This is a genomic window from Lacibacter luteus (assembly GCF_004118265.1).
Taxonomy (GTDB): domain Bacteria; phylum Bacteroidota; class Bacteroidia; order Chitinophagales; family Chitinophagaceae; genus Lacibacter; species Lacibacter luteus.
On sequence record NZ_SDHW01000001.1, the window covers coordinates 136,739 to 160,794 of the forward strand.

At 40.4% G+C, this 24,056-nt stretch carries 16 protein-coding genes; 2 read left to right on the plus strand and 14 right to left on the minus strand.

The annotated features are described in order from the left end of the window. Positions 1-79: 79 nt before the first annotated feature. Both ESA94_RS00625 and rhaT read right to left on the minus strand, forming a co-directional pair. Entirely contained in the window at positions 80-2,200 is a 2,121-nt protein-coding gene (locus ESA94_RS00625) for a bifunctional aldolase/short-chain dehydrogenase (RefSeq protein WP_129128930.1), read from the minus strand. Positions 2,201-2,223: 23 nt separating this feature from the next. After that, the gene (gene rhaT, locus ESA94_RS00630) at positions 2,224-3,315 is read right to left on the minus strand and encodes an L-rhamnose/proton symporter RhaT (RefSeq protein WP_129128931.1); all 1,092 of its coding nucleotides are present in this window, start codon (positions 3,313-3,315) and stop codon (positions 2,224-2,226) included. Between the two features lie 171 nt (positions 3,316-3,486). Between rhaT and ESA94_RS00635 the strand changes: the two genes are divergently transcribed. Beyond that, positions 3,487-4,515, plus strand: coding sequence for a GntR family transcriptional regulator (locus ESA94_RS00635; protein ID WP_129128932.1), 1,029 nt, complete (start codon positions 3,487-3,489; stop codon positions 4,513-4,515). Positions 4,516-4,621: 106 nt separating this feature from the next. Further along, on the plus strand, positions 4,622-5,800 hold the full coding sequence (locus tag ESA94_RS00640; protein ID WP_129128933.1) for a Gfo/Idh/MocA family protein: 1,179 nt from the start codon (positions 4,622-4,624) through the stop codon (positions 5,798-5,800). Positions 5,801-6,298: 498 nt separating this feature from the next. Here ESA94_RS00640 and ESA94_RS00645 read toward each other — a convergent pair whose 3' ends face one another. The 12 genes from ESA94_RS00645 to ESA94_RS00700 all read right to left on the minus strand — a co-directional run bounded on the left by ESA94_RS00645 (position 6,299) and on the right by ESA94_RS00700 (position 24,016). After that, positions 6,299-7,639 carry a family 43 glycosylhydrolase gene (locus tag ESA94_RS00645; protein WP_129128934.1) on the minus strand — a complete coding sequence of 447 codons (1,341 nt, stop codon included), beginning with the start codon at positions 7,637-7,639 and terminating at the stop codon, positions 6,299-6,301. A gap of 46 nt (positions 7,640-7,685) precedes the next feature. Then, complete coding sequence (locus ESA94_RS00650; protein WP_129128935.1) at positions 7,686-9,260, minus strand: glycoside hydrolase family 43 protein; 1,575 nt, start codon at positions 9,258-9,260, stop codon at positions 7,686-7,688. A gap of 46 nt (positions 9,261-9,306) precedes the next feature. After that, positions 9,307-10,263: a glycoside hydrolase family 43 protein gene (locus ESA94_RS00655; RefSeq protein ID WP_129128936.1), complete on the minus strand. Its 957-nt coding sequence runs from the start codon at positions 10,261-10,263 to the stop codon at positions 9,307-9,309. Between the two features lie 49 nt (positions 10,264-10,312). Next, the gene (locus ESA94_RS00660; RefSeq protein WP_129128937.1) at positions 10,313-11,155 is read right to left on the minus strand and encodes a sialate O-acetylesterase; all 843 of its coding nucleotides are present in this window, start codon (positions 11,153-11,155) and stop codon (positions 10,313-10,315) included. Positions 11,156-11,168: 13 nt separating this feature from the next. Beyond that, positions 11,169-13,094 carry an alpha/beta hydrolase-fold protein gene (locus ESA94_RS00665; RefSeq protein ID WP_129128938.1) on the minus strand — a complete coding sequence of 642 codons (1,926 nt, stop codon included), beginning with the start codon at positions 13,092-13,094 and terminating at the stop codon, positions 11,169-11,171. 18 nt (positions 13,095-13,112) lie between these two features. Next, entirely contained in the window at positions 13,113-14,405 is a 1,293-nt protein-coding gene (locus ESA94_RS00670) for a glycosyl hydrolase family 8 (RefSeq protein ID WP_129128939.1), read from the minus strand. Positions 14,406-14,419: 14 nt separating this feature from the next. Next, the gene (locus tag ESA94_RS21650) at positions 14,420-15,643 is read right to left on the minus strand and encodes an alpha/beta hydrolase-fold protein (RefSeq protein ID WP_240670945.1); all 1,224 of its coding nucleotides are present in this window, start codon (positions 15,641-15,643) and stop codon (positions 14,420-14,422) included. A gap of 40 nt (positions 15,644-15,683) precedes the next feature. Further along, entirely contained in the window at positions 15,684-16,760 is a 1,077-nt protein-coding gene (locus ESA94_RS00680; RefSeq protein ID WP_129128940.1) for an esterase, read from the minus strand. 7 nt (positions 16,761-16,767) lie between these two features. Then, positions 16,768-17,931, minus strand: a complete 1,164-nt coding sequence (locus ESA94_RS00685) for an alpha/beta hydrolase (RefSeq protein ID WP_129128941.1) — start codon at positions 17,929-17,931, stop codon at positions 16,768-16,770. Positions 17,932-18,191: 260 nt separating this feature from the next. Further along, a complete protein-coding gene (locus tag ESA94_RS00690; protein ID WP_205755883.1) occupies positions 18,192-20,657 on the minus strand; it encodes a glycoside hydrolase family 95 protein in 2,466 nt (821 codons plus the stop codon). A 59-nt stretch (positions 20,658-20,716) separates the two neighbouring features. Further along, entirely contained in the window at positions 20,717-22,723 is a 2,007-nt protein-coding gene (locus tag ESA94_RS00695; RefSeq protein WP_240670946.1) for a family 43 glycosylhydrolase, read from the minus strand. Between the two features lie 177 nt (positions 22,724-22,900). Continuing rightward, positions 22,901-24,016: an endo-1,4-beta-xylanase gene (locus ESA94_RS00700; protein WP_129128942.1), complete on the minus strand. Its 1,116-nt coding sequence runs from the start codon at positions 24,014-24,016 to the stop codon at positions 22,901-22,903. Positions 24,017-24,056 lie beyond the last annotated feature (40 nt).

A 24,056-nucleotide genomic window follows, 5' to 3' on the forward strand; every position in this document is an offset into this window, starting at 1 on the left:
TTAAATGTTGTGTGAAGTTAAAAAAAGGGGTCGATAGGGAACTACCAACCCGTCAACTATTGATTATGAACAAAAAATCTTAGCGTACAAATGCGTTGGCAACACCGCCATCCACATTTAATACGTTACCGGTTGATTTGCCTAATAAGCCGCCAACAAAAGCGTAGCAGGCATTTGCAATATCTTCCGGTAAAATGATTTCATTTAATAATGTACGACCTGCATAGTAAGCCGGTAATTCTTCAACAGTAATACCATAAGCTTTGGCACGACCTTCGGCCCAGCCACCACTCCAGATATTACTGCCTGCAATTACCGCATCAGGATTAACCACGTTTACACGGATCTTATCCTTGCCTAATTCTGCAGCGTTCAATCTTGATAAATGCAGTTGTGCTGCTTTTGCAGATCCATAACCTGCATTGTTCGGGCCACTTACCAATGCGTTTTTGCTAACGATGTTCAATACATCGCCGCCAATACCCTGTTTGCGCATTACTTCTACCGCTTTTTGTGTTACCACAAACTGGCCTTTTACCAATACATCGTATAGAATATCCCAATCTTTTTCGGTATGATCTTCGATTGATTTAGAGATGGACAAACCTGCATTGTTCACCACAATATCAACACCGCCAAATGCCAGTGCAGATGTTGTAAGTGTATCGAGGATGGTAGCTTCTTTGGTAACATCCAATACATCGGCAGCTACCACATCTTTACCAAACTGTTTTACAAATTCATCTTTTGCTTCAGCTAAACGTTCTGCGTTCATATCGTTCAGGATCACACATGCGCCTTCTTCAGCAAAACGTTTTGCAATGGCTTTGCCAATACCGCCACCGCTACCGGTAATCAACGCAACTTTACCACTCAATGCTTTCGGCTTAGGCATACGTTGCAGCTTTGCTTCTTCGAGCAACCAGTACTCAATGTTGAAAGCTTCCTGGCGAGGTAATGAAGTGTATTCAGAAATTGCTTCTGCACCTTTCATTACATTAATGGCATTGATATAAAATTCTGCTGCTACACGTGCGGTTTGTTTATCTTTTGCAAACGTGAACATACCAACACCCGGATAAATAATTACAACAGGGTTTGTATCACGAATAGCCGGACTGTTTGGATGCTTACAGGTATTATAATACTCTGTGTACATGGCACGGTATGCTTCAAACAGAGGCGCAATTTTTTCTTTGATCGCTTTTACATCGCTCAGGCTTTCTCCGGCTTCAAGATTTAATACAAGCGGAGAAATTTTTGTGCGAAGGAAGTGATCGGGACAGCTTGTTCCCAAAGGAGCCAAACGATCAAGATCATTTGAGTTGATGTATTCCAATACACGGGCATCATCGGTAAAATGACCGATCATGCGGTTTTGCGATGAGCAGAAACCACGGAGTACAGGTGCTAATGCAGCTGCTTGCGATTTACGTTCAGCTTCCGGCAATGATTCGATCTTTGCACCACCGAATATTGCTTTTTGTTTGCTGATGTTATCCTGCAAATATTCTGCACAACGCTCAATTACTTCCAGTGTGTTTATGTATGATTCGTAAGCGGTATCGCCCCATGTAAACAAACCATGTGAGCCGAGCATAATACCACGGATGCCGGGGTTTTCATCTAAGCATTGCTTCAATTGCAAACCAAGATCAAAACCGGGCTTCTGCCATTTTACCCAACCAATGGTTCCGTTAAATAATTCTTTAGTGATCTTTTCGCCATCTTTTGCAGCTGCAATTGCAATGGCAGCATCGGGATGTAAATGGTCGATGTGTTTGAACGGAAGGAAGCCATGTAACGGTGTATCGATTGATGGAGCTTTTGAAGCAAGATCATAAATACAATGGTTGAAGAGTTCTACCATTTCATCTTCGTGTTCAATACCACGATAGATATTTTTTAAGCTGCGCAAGCGATCAACATACAATGCTGCTAAACCGTTACGCTTCATGGTACCGAGGTCGCCGCCACTACCCTTCACCCACATCACTTCCGTTTCGTTACCTGTAAGCGGATCTTTTGCCATGGCCTTGCACGAAGTGTTACCACCACCGTAATTGGTTAAACGAAGATCGGCACCCAACAGGTTGGAGCGATATACTAATAAAGCCACTTCATCACCGGCTAATTCTGCAGCCTTTGCATCATCCCACAAATAGCTTACATGTTTAAAATTCTTAGTTGCTACTGACATACGCTGTTCTTTTCAGTTGATTATTATATATGGAGGCTGTTACCACGTCCTACCAGTAATACCGACAGGATAATGATGACAATGCCTACTGTTATGGTTGTTATGGTTTTTTTACTTACGCCTTTCCACTCACGCAACACAAGCCCCCACATGTTGGCAATAAGAATAATAAATGCCATGTGTAAGATCCATGAACTGGGACCGTTTCCTAATTTGCTTTCGCCCATTCCGTAAAAGAAGAACTGCAGGAACCAGGTTGTACCGGCCAATGCGGAGAAGAGATAGTTTTTAAATAAGGGTGCTTTTTGATTGGTATAATCGCCAAAGGTTTTGTTGCGTGCATTTAAGATCATACACCAGATGAAGTTGGTAGTTAACCCACCCCAAAGCAACACTACATAAATAACATTGTTACGGTAAAGGAATTCGCCTTCGCCGGGGTTGGCGGCTTTCCATGCATCGTTGGCAACAGTTGCCATTTCCTGCCCTGCTTCCAAACCAAAATTGAAACAGGCGCTCAACACACCCGAAACAATGGCAACGAACATACCCAAACCGAATTTGAATTCGGTGCTTGTTTCCGCACCATGCGAATCAGTGCCCGAAGTTTTCAGTTCTTTCTCCTTCATCACACCTGCCTTACCGCTAATGATGATACCGAGAACACAAACCAATAAACCGCCAATAATGGTTAAACCCCAGGTAGAGCCAACCATTGCGCTGAATGTATCTTTTCCTGCAACAGGATTAAAATCGTAATAAATAGCGGGAATCAATGCGCCGAACACCATGCATAACCCAAGGATGATGCTGCTGCCCAACGATACGCCGAGATAACGCACCCCAAGGCCATAGGTTAAACCACCGATGCCCCACAGTACACCAAACATAAAAGTGAGTGCCAAAGCCGAACTTGCAGCTCCGCTGATGATATCGCCAAAACCGGGAATGGTTAAATACGCAGCAATTGGAGGTACAATGAGCCAGGAGAATAAACCACCAACAATCCAGTAGCTTTCCCAATGCCAACCTTTTACCTTTTTATAAGGAATGTAAAAACTGCCCGATGCGAAACCGCCGATGAAGTGAAAAATAACGCCTAATAATACCTGCATTGTAATCCTTGATTTATATGGCAAGACATGAAAAGATAAAAGTAGTTCGCAACAGCATAAATTCCGTCATGTACTATCCTGAGCTGAAGAAAAAGTGAAGCCGCATTTGGTTCGGTCATAAACTGTACATTTACATCCCTTACCGATTATAATTGCCTACAAACCCTGTTTATGAGCGACAATATTTACCGCCATATCGTAATAGATGAGCAGTCCATTACCCCCAAGTATGTACAAATTGTAAACTCCATTCTGAAGGCGGTTGAAATGGGCAAAATTCAAAAAGAGTACCTGTTGCCTTCCATCAACGATCTTAGTTTTGAATTAAGCATAGCAAGAGATACTGCAGAAAAAGCTTACCGCCAGTTGAAACAACTTGGTGTGGTGGGTTCGGTACCGGGCAAGGGTTATTTTATTTCGAAAACCGACATACGGCAGGATGTAAAGGTGTTTCTCATCTTCAACAAGCTAAGCTCCCATAAGAAGCTTATTTACGATTCATTTGTGGCAACCCTTGGTGATAAAGCTGCCATAGACTTTTATATTTACAATAATGATTATGCCCTCTTTCGTAAGCTGCTGCAAAACCGTAAAGAAGGTTATACGCATTATGTAATCATCCCCCATTTTCTTGAAGGTGGCGAAAATGCCTACGAAGTAATTAATGAAATTACCGATGGACAGTTGATCTTGTTAGATAAACTGATAACCGGCATTAAACGGGATTATGCAGCAGTGTATGAAAATTTTGAAAAGGATCTGTTCAATGCATTGAAAGATGCGCTGCCAAAGCTGAGCAATTACCAGAACCTTAAATTGGTATTTCCTTCGTACACTTATTTCCCCGATGAAATATTACGTGGCTTTGAACATTTTTGCATGGAATACGCTTTCAATTATAAAGTGGTACATGAAATAGCAAAAGAGCCTATTAAGGAAGGTGAAGTATATATTAACCTGATGGAAGATGATTTGGTTGTATTACTCGACAAAATAAAGGAGACCGATCTTGTTGTTGGAAAAGATATTGGTATTATTTCGTACAACGAAACACCCTGGAAACGTTTTATCCTGAATGGCATCACCACGATATCTACCGATTTTAAACGTATGGGCGAAATGGCTGCCGAAGTTGTTTTGAAAGGTGAGCCGAAACGGGCAGAAGTTCCTTTTTCGTTAGTGTTAAGAGATTCGCTGTAGCATTTGCTTCCTATAGCTTCTACTGTATAATACATTCTTGTTGAGTTAACTCCTTTTTTCAATGTTATATTTTTTAGCAAACAATAATTAAACCACTACTTGCCAAATGAATAACGAAACAAAACACAGACGACAGTTTCTAAAAGACTCTGTAAAAGCATCGGGCTTACTCTTCATGACGCCGATGATGGAAAATTTTAAGACGGTCAAGTCTTCTTCAAAACAAAAAGAGATCATTACCGCTCCCAACCGCATCCGATTTGCAGTTATTAATATCAACCATCCGCATATTTATGGTATGACGGATGCTATCAAAAGAGGTGGTGGAGAATTGGTTGCGTTATATGCTAAAGAAGCAGATTTAGTTGCAGCATTTTCAAAAGCGTACCCCGAAGCAAAACTGGCAAAAAGCGAAAAAGAGATTTTAGAAGATCCTTCTATACAACTTGTGTTGAGCTCAGGCATACCCGATGAAAGAGCACCATTAGGTATTCGTGTAATGCAGCACGGCAAAGATTATTTAACAGATAAGCCGGGTATCATCAGCCTCGAACAATTAGCTGCTGTAAAAAAAGTGCAGAAAGAAACCAAACGCATCTATTCTATTATGTATAGTGAGCGCCTGGAAAACAAAGGCACAGAAAAAGCAAGTCAGTTAGTAAAAGCAGGTGCAATTGGCAATGTAATACAAACGATCAATTTAGCGCCACACAGGATCAGCAATAAATATGGTACTTCGGGTTTGGCCGTGCGGCCGGATTGGTTCTGGGACAAAAAACGTTATGGTGGAATTTTAACTGACATTGGCTCGCACCAGTTTGATCAGTATTTGCATTTTACCAACTCAACTGAAGCAACAGTATTGATGTCGCAGGTAGGCAATGTGCATTTCCCGGAAGCTCCTTTGTTTGAAGATTTTGGCGATGTGATGCTAAGTGGTAATGGTGGCGTGGGTTATATCCGTGTCGATTGGTTTACACCAGATGGTTTAGATAGCTGGGGCGATGGACGATTGATCATTATGGGAACAGAAGGAACCATTGAAGTGCGAAAGAACATTGATATTGTTTCAGGTAAAAAAGGCGGTAATCAGTTATACCTCGTCAATAAAAAAGAAATGCTTCACATGGATTGCAACAACGAAGCACTACCCTTTGGTCCGTTGTTAGTGGATGATGTATTGAACCGTACAGAAACTGCCATGAGCCAAGCCCATTGTTTTCTTGCAACAGAGCTGGCATTGCTGGCACAGAAAAATGCAAAAACGCTGACTCTGAAAAAATAAAAGAAACAGATGCGATATAAAAACAAAAGCTTCACATTGCTGTGAAGCTTTTTTAATTGTCGGGACGACTAGATTCGAGCCAGTCCCAAAATATGATGACGATCAATACCTTGTAAAATGTTTCAAAACATGCTCACTGAACTACTCACTAAGTAGTATTATGAAGAACTACCCGAAGGTATATAAGTTAGGAAAACAGATAGATACTTTCTTAAGACTGCACCTGAGTAATAAAATATTGAATTGCTTGCTAACACCTGGGATCTAGCAGGAAGGCGGTTCCTGTGCATTAAAATTCTGTAACACAGAGTTTGTATCGCAAATGAATCAATTACCATCACTGATGTTAAAAAGAAAGCCGCTGGAAAGCGGCCTTCGTACTGTTTCAAAACTCAGTCATTTTGTGACTGATATCGTTGCAGAATCAATTAGAGATCGTCCCGCAATTTTTTTAAACACAACAGCTTGCAGATTAAAAGTAGTTGTGCTTCTTCGAGTCTATTTAAAACTTATCCAATCTGTTCCGGTTTGGGTGCCATTCTTTAAAATCACAAACAGATTTTTAATTCCTGCTTTATAGTTTAATACCGGCGCTTCTATCAATTTCCACTCATTACTTTTAGGAATTTTAATTTCAGCAATGACCGGCCCGTTTAAATTGTCAATGCGTACTTCTAATATGCCGCCATCAACAGATCTTGCATTAATTGTTACTGATTTTAACGGCTTGCTTCCAAAGTCAACTTTGTTGTATTGCGACCAAGCTCCCGGTTTAGCAAAAATTGTTTCCCATCCTTTAAACCTATTCATCGTATCAAGAAATGCAATGGAGCTACCATCCGTACTTAATTGCGTATATCTATCGATTTGAATTTGTGAAGTTGCTTTTGTAATTCCTACGCCTCGTAGCGTGGGTATTACTTTCCTGATCGTTCCATCTGCATTGAATGATAAACTATCTATCCGTATCGACCTTGCTTTATCAAACCTTGGAGAATAGTCTTTATCATGATAAAAAAGATACCATTGATTTTTAAACTGGATAATCGAATGATGATTGGTCCAGCAACCGCTTGCCGATTCATCCATAACAGCCCCTACAATTTTAAAAGGCCCAAATGGATTATCACCAATTGCATATTCCAGGCGTTCAGTTTTATTTTCAACATGTGGATAGGTCATATAGTAAATACCATTGCGCTCAAACACGTAAGGACCTTCTTTCAAACCTTTTGTTGGCAAGTCACCTAATATTTTCACTTCCGAATCAAGCTCCAGCATATTTGCTTTCAACTTTGCACCATAAATATTTCCTGCCGACCAATAGAGATATGCCTGTCCGTCATTATCAATAAACACATTTGGATCAATGCCCCGCACTCCTTTTATAGGTGTTTCTTGCGGAATATATGGCCCTTCAGGTTTGTCGGCCACTGCCACACCGATAGTAAATCCTCGTCCGTACGCAACCGTATCTTTTGCTGCTGTTGGGAAATAGAAATAATATTTACCATTGCGTTCAATACAGTCAGGCGCCCACATACTGTAACTATCGGGTCTAACCCATGGTACTTTATTTTGGGTTACGATCATCCCATGATCAGTCCAGTCAGTTAGATTATCCGATGAAAACACATGATAATCTTCCATGCAAAACCAACCTACACGGCCTTTACCTTCTGTTGCAAGTATGTCGTGCGATGGATAAACATAAACTCTGTTGCCAAAGACTCTTGCAGATGGATCGGCAGTAAATTGATCTCTGATAAAAGGATTTTGAGCAAATAAACTATTTGCACAAATCAGCAAACTCACGCAAGCTGTAATAATTTTTTTCATTTCAATTTATTTAAGGTGAATGATGATCCTTATTCACGCTTTATTGTTACTCACTTTTAGATATTGTATCACTGATTCTGAAATAATCAAAGTCGGCAGACCCACCCACATGCTTCGTTGCATAATTGAACAATGCAAAACGATAACCCATAAAATGCGGAAGAGTGTAAGCCATCTTTAATTGAGTTCCAATTCGCTTCCAGGTTCTCCCATCAAGACTATAGAAGAAATCTGCCACATCTTTTCTATCGGTAAAATTGCACTCAGCCTTAAAGTGTACTGTTGTTTGATTGAAAGGAATACTTTCTGCTTCAACAGGCTTCCCGGTACTTGCATTGATCATGACAATCACTTTTGTTCCTCCTGTTACTTTAACAGCCACCAGGCCATAATTCTTTTGCAAAAGACCAAATCCGGCAACATTACCATCTTTCATGTTTGATACATCCAATGCTGTAACACCTGTGCAAACAGGGCCAATCGTTCTTTGTGTTAATGTGTTTCTTGCTGAAAGAAAGCTTGTATCAACTCTACCAGTTGTTAAGCGTAAAAAACCTTTTCGTGCTGTAACAGACCAAAAACGATTATCAGGATTATGATTCCATTGCCACGCAAGTGGAAGAGCAGCTTCAGCTTTTATGCGATTGAATTCATCAGAAACAACAATGCCGGGAATCAATCCTTTGCTCGCAGGTAAGTTGAGTGTTAAAGGCACTTTCCCATTTTCACCGAGCACAGGCCAACCATCTTCCCATTTCACAGGAACAAGATATGGAATACGACCTACAGCTCCATAATCACGAAACAAATATGAAAACCATCTGCCATCGGGCATATCAATTAATCCACCTTGTGCAACACCAAGGTCTTGCAATGCAATTTTACCTTCCCATGGACCGGTAAGTTTTTTTGCACGATGAATCACCACTGTACGCATCCCTCCTCTTGGCCATGTGATGTTGAAAAGATAAAACATGCCGTTTGCTTTGAACAACTGCGAGCCTTCACCCAAACCACTTTGTCCAACGCTTTGGCTGGGTTGGGTTGCATCTTCAATGATCACCTGTTTGATACCGTTCTCTTTAATGCCCGACAGATCATCTTTTAATTCAACCAGCGTTAATTTTCTGTTGCCATAGATCATGTATGCTTTGCCATCGTCATCAAAGTATAAAGAGTGATCATGCAGGTCAGGTTTGAACGTAATAGCTTTCCATGGCCCTTTTTCAATATTCTTCGTACTGTAGATATGCGTTTTTCCACTTGTAGCAGCAAATGTTGAAACATAGTACGTGCCTTTATGGTAACGGATACTACTGGCCCACGAACCTCGACCATAAGTAGATTTTCCATTTACAAGATTCATTTCATCATTGCTCACCAATGTGTCATATGCATAGCCGATCAGTTTCCAGTTAACGAGATCGGTTGATTTCATTATAGGCACACCAGGACTCATGTGCATGGTGGTGCTGCTCATGTAATAGTTGTTGCCAACACGTATCATTGACAGATCGGGAACATCAGCATGTATAACAGGATTGATGGCCTGATTTGTTTGTGCAAATAAATTAAGACAGCAAACAAGTGCGCCAAAGACTAAAAGAAAATTTTTGTTCATTTATATCGATATTTCTGCGAAAGATATTTTCAAAAACTAATTACGATCACTTAACAGGTTTCACCCCTTCTGTAGTTTGAATGATTTTTTGAATGGTTCCATCTTCATTGTAATACATATAATCAACACAAATCGACCGCCTGTAACTGCCACCTGTTGGCAAAGTACCATTGTGATAAAAGAAATACGATTTGCCTTTGTAATCAATGATGCCGGGATGCGTCGTAAAACTATTCGGTACATTTTCCTGTATAATGCCTTTGTATTCCCATGGCCCTGTTGGGCTTTTGGCCATACAGTATTCAATCATTTCAGGTTTGGTGCCAACGCTTGCATAAACAAGATAGTACCATCCTTTGCGTTTGTAAATCCATGGACCTTCAATGAAATTTTTAATGCTCACCACATTGATGCCGCCATCAATTTCAATCATATTTTTTTTCAACTTCACCCATTTGCAACTTCCGTTGCCCCAATACATATAAGCTTGTCCATCATCGTCGATCATTACGGTAGGATCAATATCGTCCCATGAATGTTTTTTATCCGTTGTCATTTCGTTAACTACAAGTGCTTTACCAATTGCATCTTTAAAAGGGCCTGTTGGTTTGTCAGATACGGCAACACCAATTGCTGCGCCACCACCACTTACACTGTCTTTTTTATGAAACGTTGAAACAAACCAATAAAATTTTCCATCCCGTTCAATACACTGCGCTGCATACGCATCGCCTGTAGCCCACGAAAAAGTATGAGGTGAAAGCAATACACCATGATCTTTCCAGTTCTTCATGTCGGTTGTAGAGAACACATGCCAGTCGGGCATTTTGTAATTGGTAGCAGTTACCGATGCAGTATCATGTCCAGTGTATAAGTATAAAGTGCCTTTGTGTACAATTGGCGAAGGATCTGCAGTAAAAACGTGTTTGATAATGGGATTTTGTGCTAAGGCAGTTGCTGATCCAATGATTACTGTTATTGCAATTGTAAGTAGTTTTTTCATTTTCGATTTATATTTAGTTCGATTGTTTACTTTGACCTGAAGGATGTATTTATTTGCTGAGTTTATAACCAAGTATCGCCAGCATCTTTTCTGCATAACGGTTTCCAAATTCACGATAGCCCTCTGCATTGAAATGAAGATTATCCGGTGAATCGGCACATCCTTTCGATGAAATAACATGTGCAGTTGGAATAACAGCAGGCAATTGATTGATGATATTATTCATACCTGCGCATACACCACCCTGTTCTGCATGCACTACCTCACCCGCCAGCAACGGAACATTATTTGCATTGAGCTGAAGGTCGCTGAGCAAATTTTTATATACCATGCTTACTTTTTTCGGCCACGTTGTATCACCTGTGTTCGACTCACCCTGGTGTAATAAAATTCCTTTGATCACACCTTCCATCTGTGCAAGCTTTGCCATTTCAACCAAACGTCCATAAGGATTTCCATCATACTCTTTCAATGCATTCATCATCCAGTTTGGCGCTGTTGCTGTGTATGTTTGATAATTGTCCCGATCGAACAATTCAATCTTACAACCACCAACCGAAACATTGATCACTCCGATCTTTACATTGGCCGGCAGGTTCGCCAGCAATGTTCTTCCAAAATAATCAACAGGTGTAAGGCCGGTTCTGCAACGGCATAACGGAGGAATTGCAGTGTACCATTTTCCTTTTTCTCTGCCGATTGCCGGACAATCAACTGCCTCTAATACTTTAAAGCGTGGATCAACATTCACTGTATCCTGCGCTTCAATTCTTGCATAGCCTTCCATATTGGATTGACCAAAACTGAGGAAAATATAAAAGTTTGGATCCTGTGCAACAGCGCTTGTACAGGTTGAAACCAGGATAAATGCAGCTACAATTAATTTTTTCATTCTATAGTTCGTATTATTTAAAGAGCAATTGTGCAAAGTTGTAAATGTTGTTACGCCATACCGGCCATGTATGTCCACCGGGATATTCGCTGTACTTATATTTAATATTCAGCTCATCAAATTTTGCAAGCATGATCTTGCAATTGTTGTAAGCAATATCTTCCTTACCGCCCATTGCGATCCAGAATTGTTTTACATTATTATTGATGGTGGTTGCATTTGTTTTCATGTATTCATATTGTGGATTGGAAAGCACAGGTTGATTACTCCACCATCCTGAACTGAATACACCGAGATAAGAAAACAGGTCAGTATTTCTTACACCTGCATGCAATGTTTGCAAACCACCCATTGATAAACCGGCCAATGCTCTGTTGTTTGCATCAGTTGCAACACGATAATTTTTTTCAATGAAAGGAATAAGCGTTTGCTTTAATTCATTCTCAAAAACACGCAAGGCCTGTTCGCCAAAACCACCCGGGCCACCTGCTGAAACGTTGCCATCCATCATGACAATGATCATGGGTTTTGCTCTTTGCTCAGCAATTAAATTATCAAGGATGATATCTGTTTTACCTTGTGTAGCCCAGCCACGTTCATCTTCGCCACCCCCATGTAATAAATAGAGAACAGGATACTTAATGGTTGTATTTGCATCATAACCCGGCGGTGTATAGATATAACATTGACGCCATGAACGTGTAACTGCAGAATAATATTTTTTAATGCGGATATCACCATGTGGCACATCTTTCAACGCATAATAACCATCACCTTTAAATGGAATTTCAATACCACTTGCCATGCGTCCCATACCATAAAATGTTTCGCTTGCAGGATCAGCTACTGCAACTCCATCAATGATCAATGAATAATAGTGAAATCCTTCACTGATTGAATCGGTGGTAACGATCCAATAGCCTCCGGTATCTTTCTGCATGTCATACTTCTTGCCTAAATCAATTTGCACTTTTTGTGCATCAGGAGCTTTTATGCGAAACATCACACGGCTATCGGGTAGTATTTGCGGATATTTTGCTGAACGTATATTACTTGCTGCGGCTGTACCCAGTATGGTGTATTTAGAAAACTTTGATGCATCAACCGGCTTAAAAAGGAATTGCGAAAACATATACAATCCATTTTTCCAAACCTTGAAATCATGTACACCTGGTTCAATATAATAGATATGTGGTACATCGTTTTGACGCAGGTAATCATGAGTACGTTTGCTGAAACTGATTAAACCATCATTATCACCGCATGAAATCCACAAGAGTTTTAGTTTTTGTTTTGCTGCTTCCGGGTTAGGCACTAACTCATTCGGCAACTTCGTATTCGGGGCAGATGAAAAGCCTCCCACCCATGCAAACTTGTCGAGATTGCCTAATCCGAAATTCAATGATTGTCCACCGCCCATTGACAAACCTGCAATAGCCCGATTTTCCCGATCACTATAAACAGAAAATTTCTTTTCAATAAAAGGAATTAGATCATTTAATAAATCCTGCTGGAATGTTGCAAAGGCTTGCACTTTATCCGGTGCCATGATGTTGCCGGTTGCACGGTCGTCTTTCATCGCTCTGCCGTTTGGCAGAACAACGATCATTGGTTGCAGCTTCCCTTCAGCATAGAGGTTATCAAGAATCACCTGTGGTTTTCCTCCGTTGAGCCATTCTTTTTCATCGCCACCAATACCATGCAGTAAATACAACACAGGATATTTTTTCTTTTTTGAATAGCCCGGTGGAGTATAAACAAGTGCTCTTCTGTTTACGCCAACTGTTTTTGAATTATAAGTGATGGTATCAATTTTTCCTTTTGCACTTTCTGTACGCACTTCATCATAACCTTTCGGCATCTGTTTCAGTATTTCCTGTGCCTTCAGGTGTAAGAAAGAACTGATTATAATAACAACACTAAATAGTTTTTTTATCATGATCGAAATTTATCTGCTTTAATTAACCGGTTTTATGATTTGATATTTGCCGCTCAAATGCAGCAAGCTGAATAAATACAATAAGCCATCGTAGTAAGGATCGAAATAGCCATCTTCATATGGCTCTAACTTTGCATTCCACAATGCATGTACAAAATCGTAACGATTATTTTCTGAATAGATCATTTCTGTTGTGGCCAGCGTAGATACAAGTCCGATTGAGTGACGAAGTTTTTTAAAGCCTCCTGCCTGTAAAATAGAATCGGGCCTTGTGCCATCCATGTTGAACTGATCTTCAAAGCTGTTGATGCCTTTTGAACGGAAGAATGTTTGAATACGTTTTGCATAATTGAGTTGCCATGCTGCATCTTTTTTGTACCATGCATAGTCCATTGAAATATTCATGGGCACACGCCATGAATCGTATCGAAATGCAACCGGTATCCATCTTGTATTGTGTGGAGCTCCGCTGAATTCACTGTAGTCCGGATTTAAACCGGTGACGGGATGACAAGCACGATGCAAATACGCTCTCGACGTATCAGCACATTCTTTATAAAAATCTTCATGACCATCTTTTGCATACATGGCCCATACTTCCATAAAGGAAGGAAGATGATACGAAGGATCTGTCCATGAGTAACCATTGCCTTCCGGAACAAAACTGATCTGCTTGTGTTCTTTGTTGATGACATGAAAAATATTTCCGGTGCCATCTTTCTTCCACATGGCATCTAGTATGCGGCGTGCTTCACCATAATAATTGATGCCCGTGTTATTGCCCCATTTGTTTGCTGCAAATAGAAGGCTTGTTACAAAATACAATTCTCCATCTGATGCAGATCCTTGCGAATTGCGTTTTAATGTTTGCGGATTAATGCTCCAGGCAAAGTATGCTTCTCTCGGTCCTTCCTGGTGCTGTGTATATTTTTTCGTCCATCGCCAAATCTTGTCGAACACTTCCTTTTTATTCATCTGCACAGCCACCATCATACCGTATGAAAGACCTTCACTTCTTGCATCATGATTTTTCAGATCAGAAACATAGCCCATGGTATCGCCCACGTTGAAATAAATTCCCTGCTGACTTTCAAACAGATCATGGTATGCTTTTTCAATCTTTGCATCTATATCAGCCTGCTTATACCCGGCTTGTTTAAAAATATTTTTGTACGCAGGTGCAGTATTCTTTTGCTTGTTTTTTGGGGGCTGTGCATCCGCATGTTTATATGAACATATCAATGCACATGCAGTTAACGATATCAGTAGTAAGAAACGTTGACTTTGTTGAGAGATTCGAAGGTTGTTCATTTATCGTTACTATCTTATTTAAAAAGAGATGGTGCCATTTCGTATAAACTTCTCCGCCAGCTTTGAAATTCATGAGCTGTGCCGGGTGAAACATAGGTAGCCACTTTATAACCTGCAGCTTTTAAATCTGCTTCTACTTTAGATAATCCTTCAGCGCCACGGGTTTCTTTACTTCCATAAGAAATGAAAATAAATTTTGGTTTCATTTTACCTTCCAGTTGCGCAGGAGTGTAATTGCCGCCACTTAATAATCCCCAGTAACTAAATACTTCCGGCTTTGCCAATGTGATAGTATGCGTTTCAAAACCACCCATCGACAAACCAGCCATCGCCCGATTATCTCTGTTGGCTTTTGTGCGGAAATGTGCATCGATGTATGGAATTAATTCATCGAGTAACACAGTTTGAAATGCGCCTACCCCTGTTATTTCACCAGCAGTAATTCCAGTAGCAACCATGCCTTGTGCACCCATTCCTCCGCCTGCAGGAGGTGCAGGATTAGGAGTAGTAGTACCAGCTGGAGGAGGTGGTGGCGTTGGTCTGCGACCGATTGGCATACCGGTATTCGTCATACCATATGTCATCACAACAATAAAAGGTTTTATTCTTCCTGATGCGATCATATTATCCATGATGAGATTTGTTTTTCCCTGCACAGCCCATGAGGTTTCATTCTCGCCCCAACCATGTTGCAGGTATAGCACAGGGTATTTGGTATTGTCCTTATCATAACCGGGAGGAGTATATACAACTGCTGCCCTTTGGGTGTTGGTACTTTTCGATGGGAAAATGATGTGCTGCATATTGCCATGCGGCACATCTTTCAATGCATAAATATCCTGGTCCTTAGAAGGGATTTCAATGCCACTTTCCCAACGTTGTGATCCATAAAAAAATCCGGTGCCGGGATCATTAAACGTAGCACCGTCAACGTTTACCCGATAGTAATGAAAACCTTCATCCATTGGACCTGCAGTAGTGCCAATAAAATAACCGCTATCTGCCTTCAATAATTTTGTGCCTCCTTGTCCACCAAGACCAAGACTAACCCGAACACTGTCTGCATTGGGAGCATGAATTCTAAACCTTGCATACCCTTGTGAGTTTACCTGTGGGTATGCCTGAAATGGTTGATTAAATGGAGATGGTTTAAAATCTTCTATTATGGTTGTTTGTGCAAAGCCTATGCTGTTTGCAACAAGTGCTGCTGCCAGCATACCGATTGATTTTATTTTCATATTACTTGTTTTATGATGGTTAAGAAGTGTTTGTTTTTGCTCATCGAAAAATTTCCTGAAGTGTTGTAGCTAAAAACAATTTACAATTCATCCATGTGTGCCCGCCGGGTACGATGTAGCTTTTTAGTTTGATCTTCTTCTCTTCAAATAGGGCGATATTCTTTTTTACTGGTTCGTATAAAAAATCTTCTGTACCTACACTGATTGTAAAGAGTTTTAACTGTTGATTGATTTTGTCAGCATCTGGTGAATAGTTGGCAAAGTTTTTCTGAAACTCTTCTGTTGCTGTAAACGGAGCATACGAGCTGACATAAGCAAACTTATCGGTGTTGGTTAAACCTATATTGAGCGTTTGCCCACCACCAACGGAGAACCCTGCAATTGCACGATGTTTACTATCAGTATACACAGGATAGTTTGCTTCAATAAAAGGAATGATATCATTGATCACATCTTTTGTGAAGTCGGGCATTGGCTTGGGCCGAACATTTCCATAAGGCATTACAATGATCATGGGCACCGCTTTGCTTTGCGCAATGAGATTATCTGCAATGAAGTTTGCGTTGCCAACTTTAGTCCACGTTTCTTCGGTGTCAGACCCACCGTGAATGAGATATAAGACAGGATACTTTGTTTTACTGTTTGTATTGAATCCCGGCGGTGTATACACCAGCAATTGACGTGTGGTACCTAATGTTGCGGAATTATAATAACGGTAACTGATCTTTCCGTGTGGTACATTTTGCAAGGAATGAACCAGTGGCGTTTTGCCCGGCACGTCAAGAATACTTCTTTTAAAACGTTCATTGGCGAAAACATACGTATTGTTTGGATCAGCCAGCTCAACATTATCGACGTTAAAACTGTAAGGATAAATGTCGGGCTTAATATCTTTTGCTGTAACTGACCAAACACCCGAGGTATCTTTTACAAATGGAAGAGGCGCAGAAAGAAATTCGCCTTTCAATACCACGGCTTGTGCTGTTCTTGAATAATACCTGAATGTAACGCTGCCATCAGCATTCACATCAGGTGAGCTTATAACAGGTGGTCGTTGTTGTGCAAATACAATACAGCCTATGAACAAAAATGCAGTTGTTATAAAGAATGATTTCATGCGTTAATTATTTGAAAAGTAACGGTACTGTTTGAGCCACGTAGTCCTTTACATTCATCCATGTATGTCCTCCACCAGTGATCAAACTTTTGTGATTGATATTCTTTGCCTTTAAATAATCAATAAACTCTACGGTTGATTTGTATAAGAAATCTTCGTTACCAACACTCACCCAAAGCAGTTTAAAGTCTTTATTTGTTTGCGTTGGATTATCAACTAATTTTTTATACCTGCTGTCCATTTCTTGTGGAGATAGATAGGCGCTGTAACAGCAGATCCAGGAAAACTTATCAGTGTTACTGAAGGCAGTTCGTAAAGTTTGGCCGCCGCCTCTTGAAAATCCACCAATGGCCCGGCTGTTACGGTTGTTGATGGTGCGGTAATTTTTTTCGATGTAAGGAATAACATTGTTGACGAGATCTGTTTCAAACAGTTTGGCACGGGTGATAGCATCTTCACTATCTCTCCCAACAATATCAGCAGGCTTCGGTTGTTTTTTCTGCTCGGCTATTCTTGCCATGGGATTGCCGTATGGCATCACCACGATCATTGGAGTTGCTTTACCTTCTGCGATAAGATTGTCGAGAATAAAATTGCTGTTGCCTACTTTAAAAAAAGTTTCTTCTGTATCAGTAGTTCCGCTGATGAGATAAAAGACAGGATATGTTTTTCCTGCTGATTGATCATAACCCGGCGGAGTGTAAACTACCACTGAACCTGTAGAACCTTCAACAGAAGGATAATATTCATACTTAACAGTTCCGTGGGGAACATTTTTTATTGAATGAATCAACGGCGTTTCACCGGGAATATCAACAAGACTTGCTTTAAATCGTTCGTTGGGAAAAAAAGAAACGTTCGCCGGGTCCATCACCGTTACACCATCCACCACAAAACTATAAGGATAGATATCAGGTTTAATTGGACCTACTGTTATACTCCAGATGCCAATGGAATCTTTTGTCATTGCAACTTGTGCTGCACCAAACTGGCTGCCTCCAAGTTTTACTTCTTTTGCTGAAGGAGCGAGATAACGAAACGTTACTTTTTTATCTGCATGCACCTGTGGAGAAATTACAAACGGCCCTCGTGGTGGTTGTGCGGTCGCATGCAAAGAACATGAAATCACAATTACTGCAAAAACAAACCGTTGAATTAAACTTGATGTCATTTTTTTTGATTGCTTTCGTTAACATTTTTGTACAAACCTGGCTTGATAAATAAAGAAGAAATGGCCTTAGTCGTTCGGCTTCAAGCAATGTTCTGTAATGGTTGATTAAGATGTATTGAAGGTTACAAGTTATAAAGCTCACTCCTCTTAAACTTCCATAAAACCACAGCGAAAAATATTATACAAACAGTAGTATCTGATCTTTTATTGTCAGCAAATCGGCTATAAACATCCGGGCTTTTTTCTATTTCAGGTAATACTCATTTTAAAACCATTGTTACAATTTGACCGGGTTTTGTAGCTATATCATACAAAAACGTTTTACTTAATACAACAGGTGCAAGAGTTGCTTTTTCAGAAACAACCGGTTCTTTAATTGTTTCAACTACATAAAGATGGTTGCTGTTTTCTCCAATTGCATTTTTGAATGCAACACCACTTGCTGCTTTCAACTCATTGGGAGTCCGTACCCGTAAGTTTCCTCCGATGGCTGATTTGATCACAGCTTTTACTACCCTTCCGTTTTTCCATTCCATGCTGATGATTTCAAAACCGCCTCTTGCACGTAAGCCAGTAATACTTCCGGCATTTTGCCAAACAGTTGGTAAAGCAGGCAACAAATGAATAGCGCCATCCGCACTCTGCATCAGCATTTCAGTAATGCCTGATGTGCAACCAAAATTTCCATCGATCTGGAACGGTGCATGCGCATCAAACAGGTTATTATAAGTTCCACCACCACCTTCGTTTGTTCCAACCGGTGTGAGTTGATTTTTGATGAGTTGAAAAGCATGATCGCCATCCAGCATTTTTGCCCACCAGTTTACTTTCCATCCCATACTCCAGCCGGTTGAAATATCGCCACGGTGCAGCAATGTAATTTTGGCTGCATTGTGTAATTGTGCTGTGCGGTATGCAGAGATCTGGTTCGAAGGAAACAAACCATACAAATGTGAAATGTGCCGGTGCTTATCGTTGGGATCATCAATATCATCGAGCCATTCCTGCAATTGCCCATGCTGACCGATATGCATCGGAGCCAAACGGTCACGCATTTTTTTTAGTGTATCAACAAAAGCTTTGTCTTTCTGCAAAATTTCTGCAGCACGTATCGTTGAGCTGAATACATCAAACACAATTTGATTTGTCATGGTTGTACCTGCATCGAGTGAAGAACCCTGGTGAGCTCTTGGTGCATTCTCCGGCGACATATCAGGATTCATCAGCAACCATTTTTTTGTTGGATGCTCAACCAAAAAATCAACATAAAACAACGCAGCACCTTTTAGTACCGGATATGCTGTTGCTAAAAATGTTTTATTACCGTTGTATAAATAATGTTCCCACAAATGCAGACTGAGCCAGCCACCACCATTGGCCCATGCACCCCAGAATGCACCATCCACTGCGCCGGTTGCACGCCAGATGTCGGTGTTGTGATGCGCCATCCAACCTCTTGCGCCATACATATCTTTTGCTGTTTGCACTCCCGTTACCGATAATTCTTTCACCATTTGCAACAACGGCTCATGCAGCTCCGAAAGATTTGTTTTTTCTGCCGGCCAGTAGTTCATTTCAGTATTGATGTTGATGGTGTACTTACTGTCCCAAGGTGGACGGAGTTTGTTGTTCCAGATTCCTTGCAGGGTGGCTGGTTGTCCGCCGGGTTGTGAAGAAGAGATCAACAGGTAGCGACCAAACTGGTAATACAATGCAACAAATTGCGGATCGTTGACGCTTGCAAAATTTTTCAAGCGTTCATTGGTTGGATGTGCTGTAGCATTGGTTACTCCCAGATCGATCTTTACACGATTAAAATATTTTTGATACGCTGCAATATGTAACGGCCTGATCTGTTGAAACGATTTTGCAACTGCTTTGTTGAGATAAGATGCTGCACGTTCGTTTTCGTTCCCGCTTACATCGTTATAATTATTGAAACTGGTAGCAATAGAAATATAGATGGTTACTGCTGTTGCATTTTTGACACTGATGGATGTATCGGTTGCAGAAGTTGAACCACCAATTGTTTTGATTTCTGAAATGCCTTTATAGCGAAGCATTCCTTTTACTCCCTCGTGATCATTGCTGGTGCCGGCGATGGTCAATTGATTGCCTGCAATTGTAGTACGTTGTGCATTCGGCAAAAGAGTTTTATAAAAAGCAGTAAATGAAAGACTGTTTGGTTTGCTGGAACTAAGATGCATTACAATTACACGATCGGGAAAAGAAGCCAATACTTCTCTTGTATAATTGATACCGTTAACACTATAAGATGTTTTAGTGATTGCTTTTTCAATATCGAGTTCACGGTAATAATCAGTGTAGTTGTCATGCCCATCAAAATGAAGATGCAATTCACCGGCAGGTAAAAACATCTGCCCATGTGATTTTTTGCTGATGATGACTTTGTTGGCTAACCGTTCCGCTTCTTTTTGTTTACCATCAAAGATGAGCTTACGCATTTCAGCCAAAGAATCCAATGCAAGCGGGTTATCGTTTCTGTTCGGACTTCCGCTCCACAATGTATGTTCATTCAACTGTATAATTTCGTTGGATACGTTTCCGTAAACCATTGCACCCAACCGTCCGTTGCCAATGGGCAATGCATTTTCCCACGTGCTGCCCGAAGGGGTATTGTACCACAATTTTAAAGCAGTATTTGTTTGAGCGAAACAAATACTGTGAGCAAAAAGAAACGAAACAAATACTAAATATTTCATCATAAACTTATGAACTGGCAATTGTTTAAATGTAATCATCCTTTCAAACAATTACCTGCTGTTTATTTACCCAAAAAACGAATGCTCTTTACAAATAATTGGTGATCGCTTCCACTTCTGAACCTGATAAACAGGTCGTGTTTGCCTGTTACATTTTTTAAATTTTTGCTTACAGACTTCCATTGATTTTTACCCGTTGCTGCAACAGGCATAGTTGCAACTAACTTACCTGTTTTTAAATCGTCGATCCATATTTCCAACTCTCCTGCTTTCAATGCTGATACAACAAGTTCAATTTTTGTTGCACTGTTTCCTGTTTCCACACCTGAGATCATAAACCAACCACCATGTTCAGAATTATTTGTTACAACCACATCATCACCAACAGTCACTTTTTCAACAGCATAATAATTGCTGTAGCCAACTGCAGGCATTGTAGAGAAACCGTCTTTGCAAATAAATAAATCAAAATCCGCCGGCTTGCCTTCTGCAAACAAACCTACACTTGTACCAACCCATGAGTTGTAATTGGGCTGCACCTTATCTAAACTAATCGCACTGATAGGTGCACCCATTGATAACCATTTTTTTCCATCGGCACTGTAATAGCCAAATAATTTATGCAGTTGCCGTTCTACTTTCAGCCAAACAACATTTCCGGTTGTGTTTGAAATTTTCCGCACAGCAGTATCGAATGAAAATATCAACTGCTTTCCATTTTCAAATGCGCTGTACAAACGCACAACTGTTTTCTGATTACCATTTGAAAGATACAGACCGGCTTTTGCTGCAGTATCTGTTGCATTGAAATCAACTTTGGTTACTGCAGAATAATAATGATCGGTTTCTTTTTGTACAAGGCTTGTTCTGCCGCTATCGGGAATGAGACGCACCCATCCCTTTCTTGCATTGACAGAATAATTTGCAATATCATTTTTTGTTAAGAAATGCCAGTTCAGATCAAGGATGTCTTTATCAAAATAATCAGTATGCACGCTTCTCCATGCAATACCTGATTTTGGAAGATCGGGTTTCTTAACCGGGTGCGTTGTTGGTGCCATGCCCCAAGGTCTGTCGTCTTCCCATATTACAGGATAGAGTGATGTTTGACGGCCTTTGCCCGACCAATCATCATTGCCATATCGTTCATAACTCTGTCCAATTGTCCACCAGGAACCATCTGCTAATTGAATGGGAGCTGATATGTGATTGGGACGACGAAAACCAACATTGGGATCGGTTATTGGTTTGAAAAATTCTCCCAGACGTTCCCATTGTGTGGAATCGGCTGTAAGTGCTTTTCCTCTTAATACATATTGACCACCTGATACATCACCTGCAGGAAAATAATAGTAATAACCATTACGCTTACACATAACAGGACCTTCGGCCCAACTGTATTGCAGCTTCGCATTCACCCAATCAAGATTAATAACGGTGTCGGTTAGCTGCCCATCTCTGCCAAGTGCCTGGATGCGGTTTACTTTTTGTCCGTTCTTGATCACCATGTAAGGCTTACCATCATCATCAACAAAAATGGAGTTATCATATCCTAAAGGCCCGGTAACAGGATTTGATTTTACCTGCACAGCATCGGACCAGGGACCTGCAGGTGAATCTGCTTTGCTAAACCATTGACCATTGGCTGAAAAATAGATCCAATACGAACCATAGAAATATGTAATCGCTCCCTGCCAGATACCTGCAGAAGGACGATCAGTAACAAACGAAGCTTTTGCAGGCGTAACCACACGACTGATCAGTTTCCAATGCACCATATCTTTTGAATGATAAATGGGCAGGTAAGGTGTAAAATGAAAGCTTGAACCGCAATGGTAAAAATCATCTCCAACACGTAACATGGTAGGATCAGGATGATCGCCGGGCAAAACAGGATTAACATAGGTTTTTACCTGATTATAAAAAACAGAAGAATCAATATCATCTTTCTGTCCCAGCGCAACAAATACATTTGCTATTAATATACTTGCAACTGCTATACTTCGACGAATGTTTACATTCATACCGTTCTGTTTATACTTTCGTATGTTCAATTTTTGTGATTCCATTTTTTCTTCACTTCTTTTTTGCAAGGCAGAGACTCTTGCCCGGCATCTGCTTGAATACGCTTAATTTAAAGTCCGCTGTAGAAACGGCGGACGATTAACTATTGATTGCTATACGTGATAAAAGCTTTTTTATAATAACTTCAATAAATCATCCGGCTGAATAAGACAGGGAACAGATTATTTACTTTTATTTTTTAATGCAATGACTTTGTAAAAAGCAGACTTGGGTTTAAACTCTTTATCAAAAAGTAAAGGATAATTTGTTCGGCCACGAACAGGAAAGCCATTGAGCCACGATTGTCCATCATCAACACCCCAAAGTGTAACACGGCTGATCTTATCCTTGTGTTTCAAGAACAGGCGAAACACATCTTCGTAACTTTTAGCAAGCTGTGTTTGCACAGAATCGGGCAAACCTGTTGTATAAGGGTTTAGCTTTGCTTCATATGCTGCACGTTGATTTACATCTGCACCAACAATGTCCCGAGGGTTGGGCAATACACTTAAATCAAGTTCAGTAAACATTACATCAATACCCAAAGCAGAAAATTCAAGAATACTTTCTTCAATATCTTTTAATGGCAAATGATTAATGTGCCAATGCCCCTGGATGCCTACCCCATCAATACGCACACCTGCGGCCTGTATTTTTTTAATAAGTGCAATGGCACCTGCTCTCTTTTTAGGCTGCTCAATATTATAGTCGTTGTAATAAAGTTTGGTTTTTGGTGCAGCTTTTTGCGCCAGTCGAAATGCTTCCACTACAAAATCATCACCCAGCTTATCCAGGAAAATTGATTTACGCATTGTACCATCTTCATTCAATGCTTCATTTACCACATCCCACGAATACACCTGGCCATCGTATCGGCCGGCAATGGTATTAATATGATCGGTGAAGAAAAGACGAACTGAGTCTGCATCTTTTATACGGCGCACAAATTGTGGTAATTGACTATGCCAGATCAGCGTATGTGCATTCACTACGATGTTATGTTTTTTAGCATAAGCCACAAGTTTATCAGACATCTCAAAATTATATCTACTCCATTCAGGATGCATCACCTCCGCTTTCATAATATTCTCAGGTGTTACTGCATTGAACTGCTGAGGAACCAACGCAGCCGCACCCGGAATTTTTTCTTCGATCTGAGCAGTATTTAATGCTGTGCCAATAAAGAAGTCTCCTTTAAAACTCTCCTTCAATGAAGGGCCATCATTTATTCCGCTGCAGTTAAGAAAAACAAATCCACCTACTGCTATTACTATACTTTTTACAAATCTTTTTTGCATGTTGTACTTTATTAAAAATGTCATTCATATACGACATTAC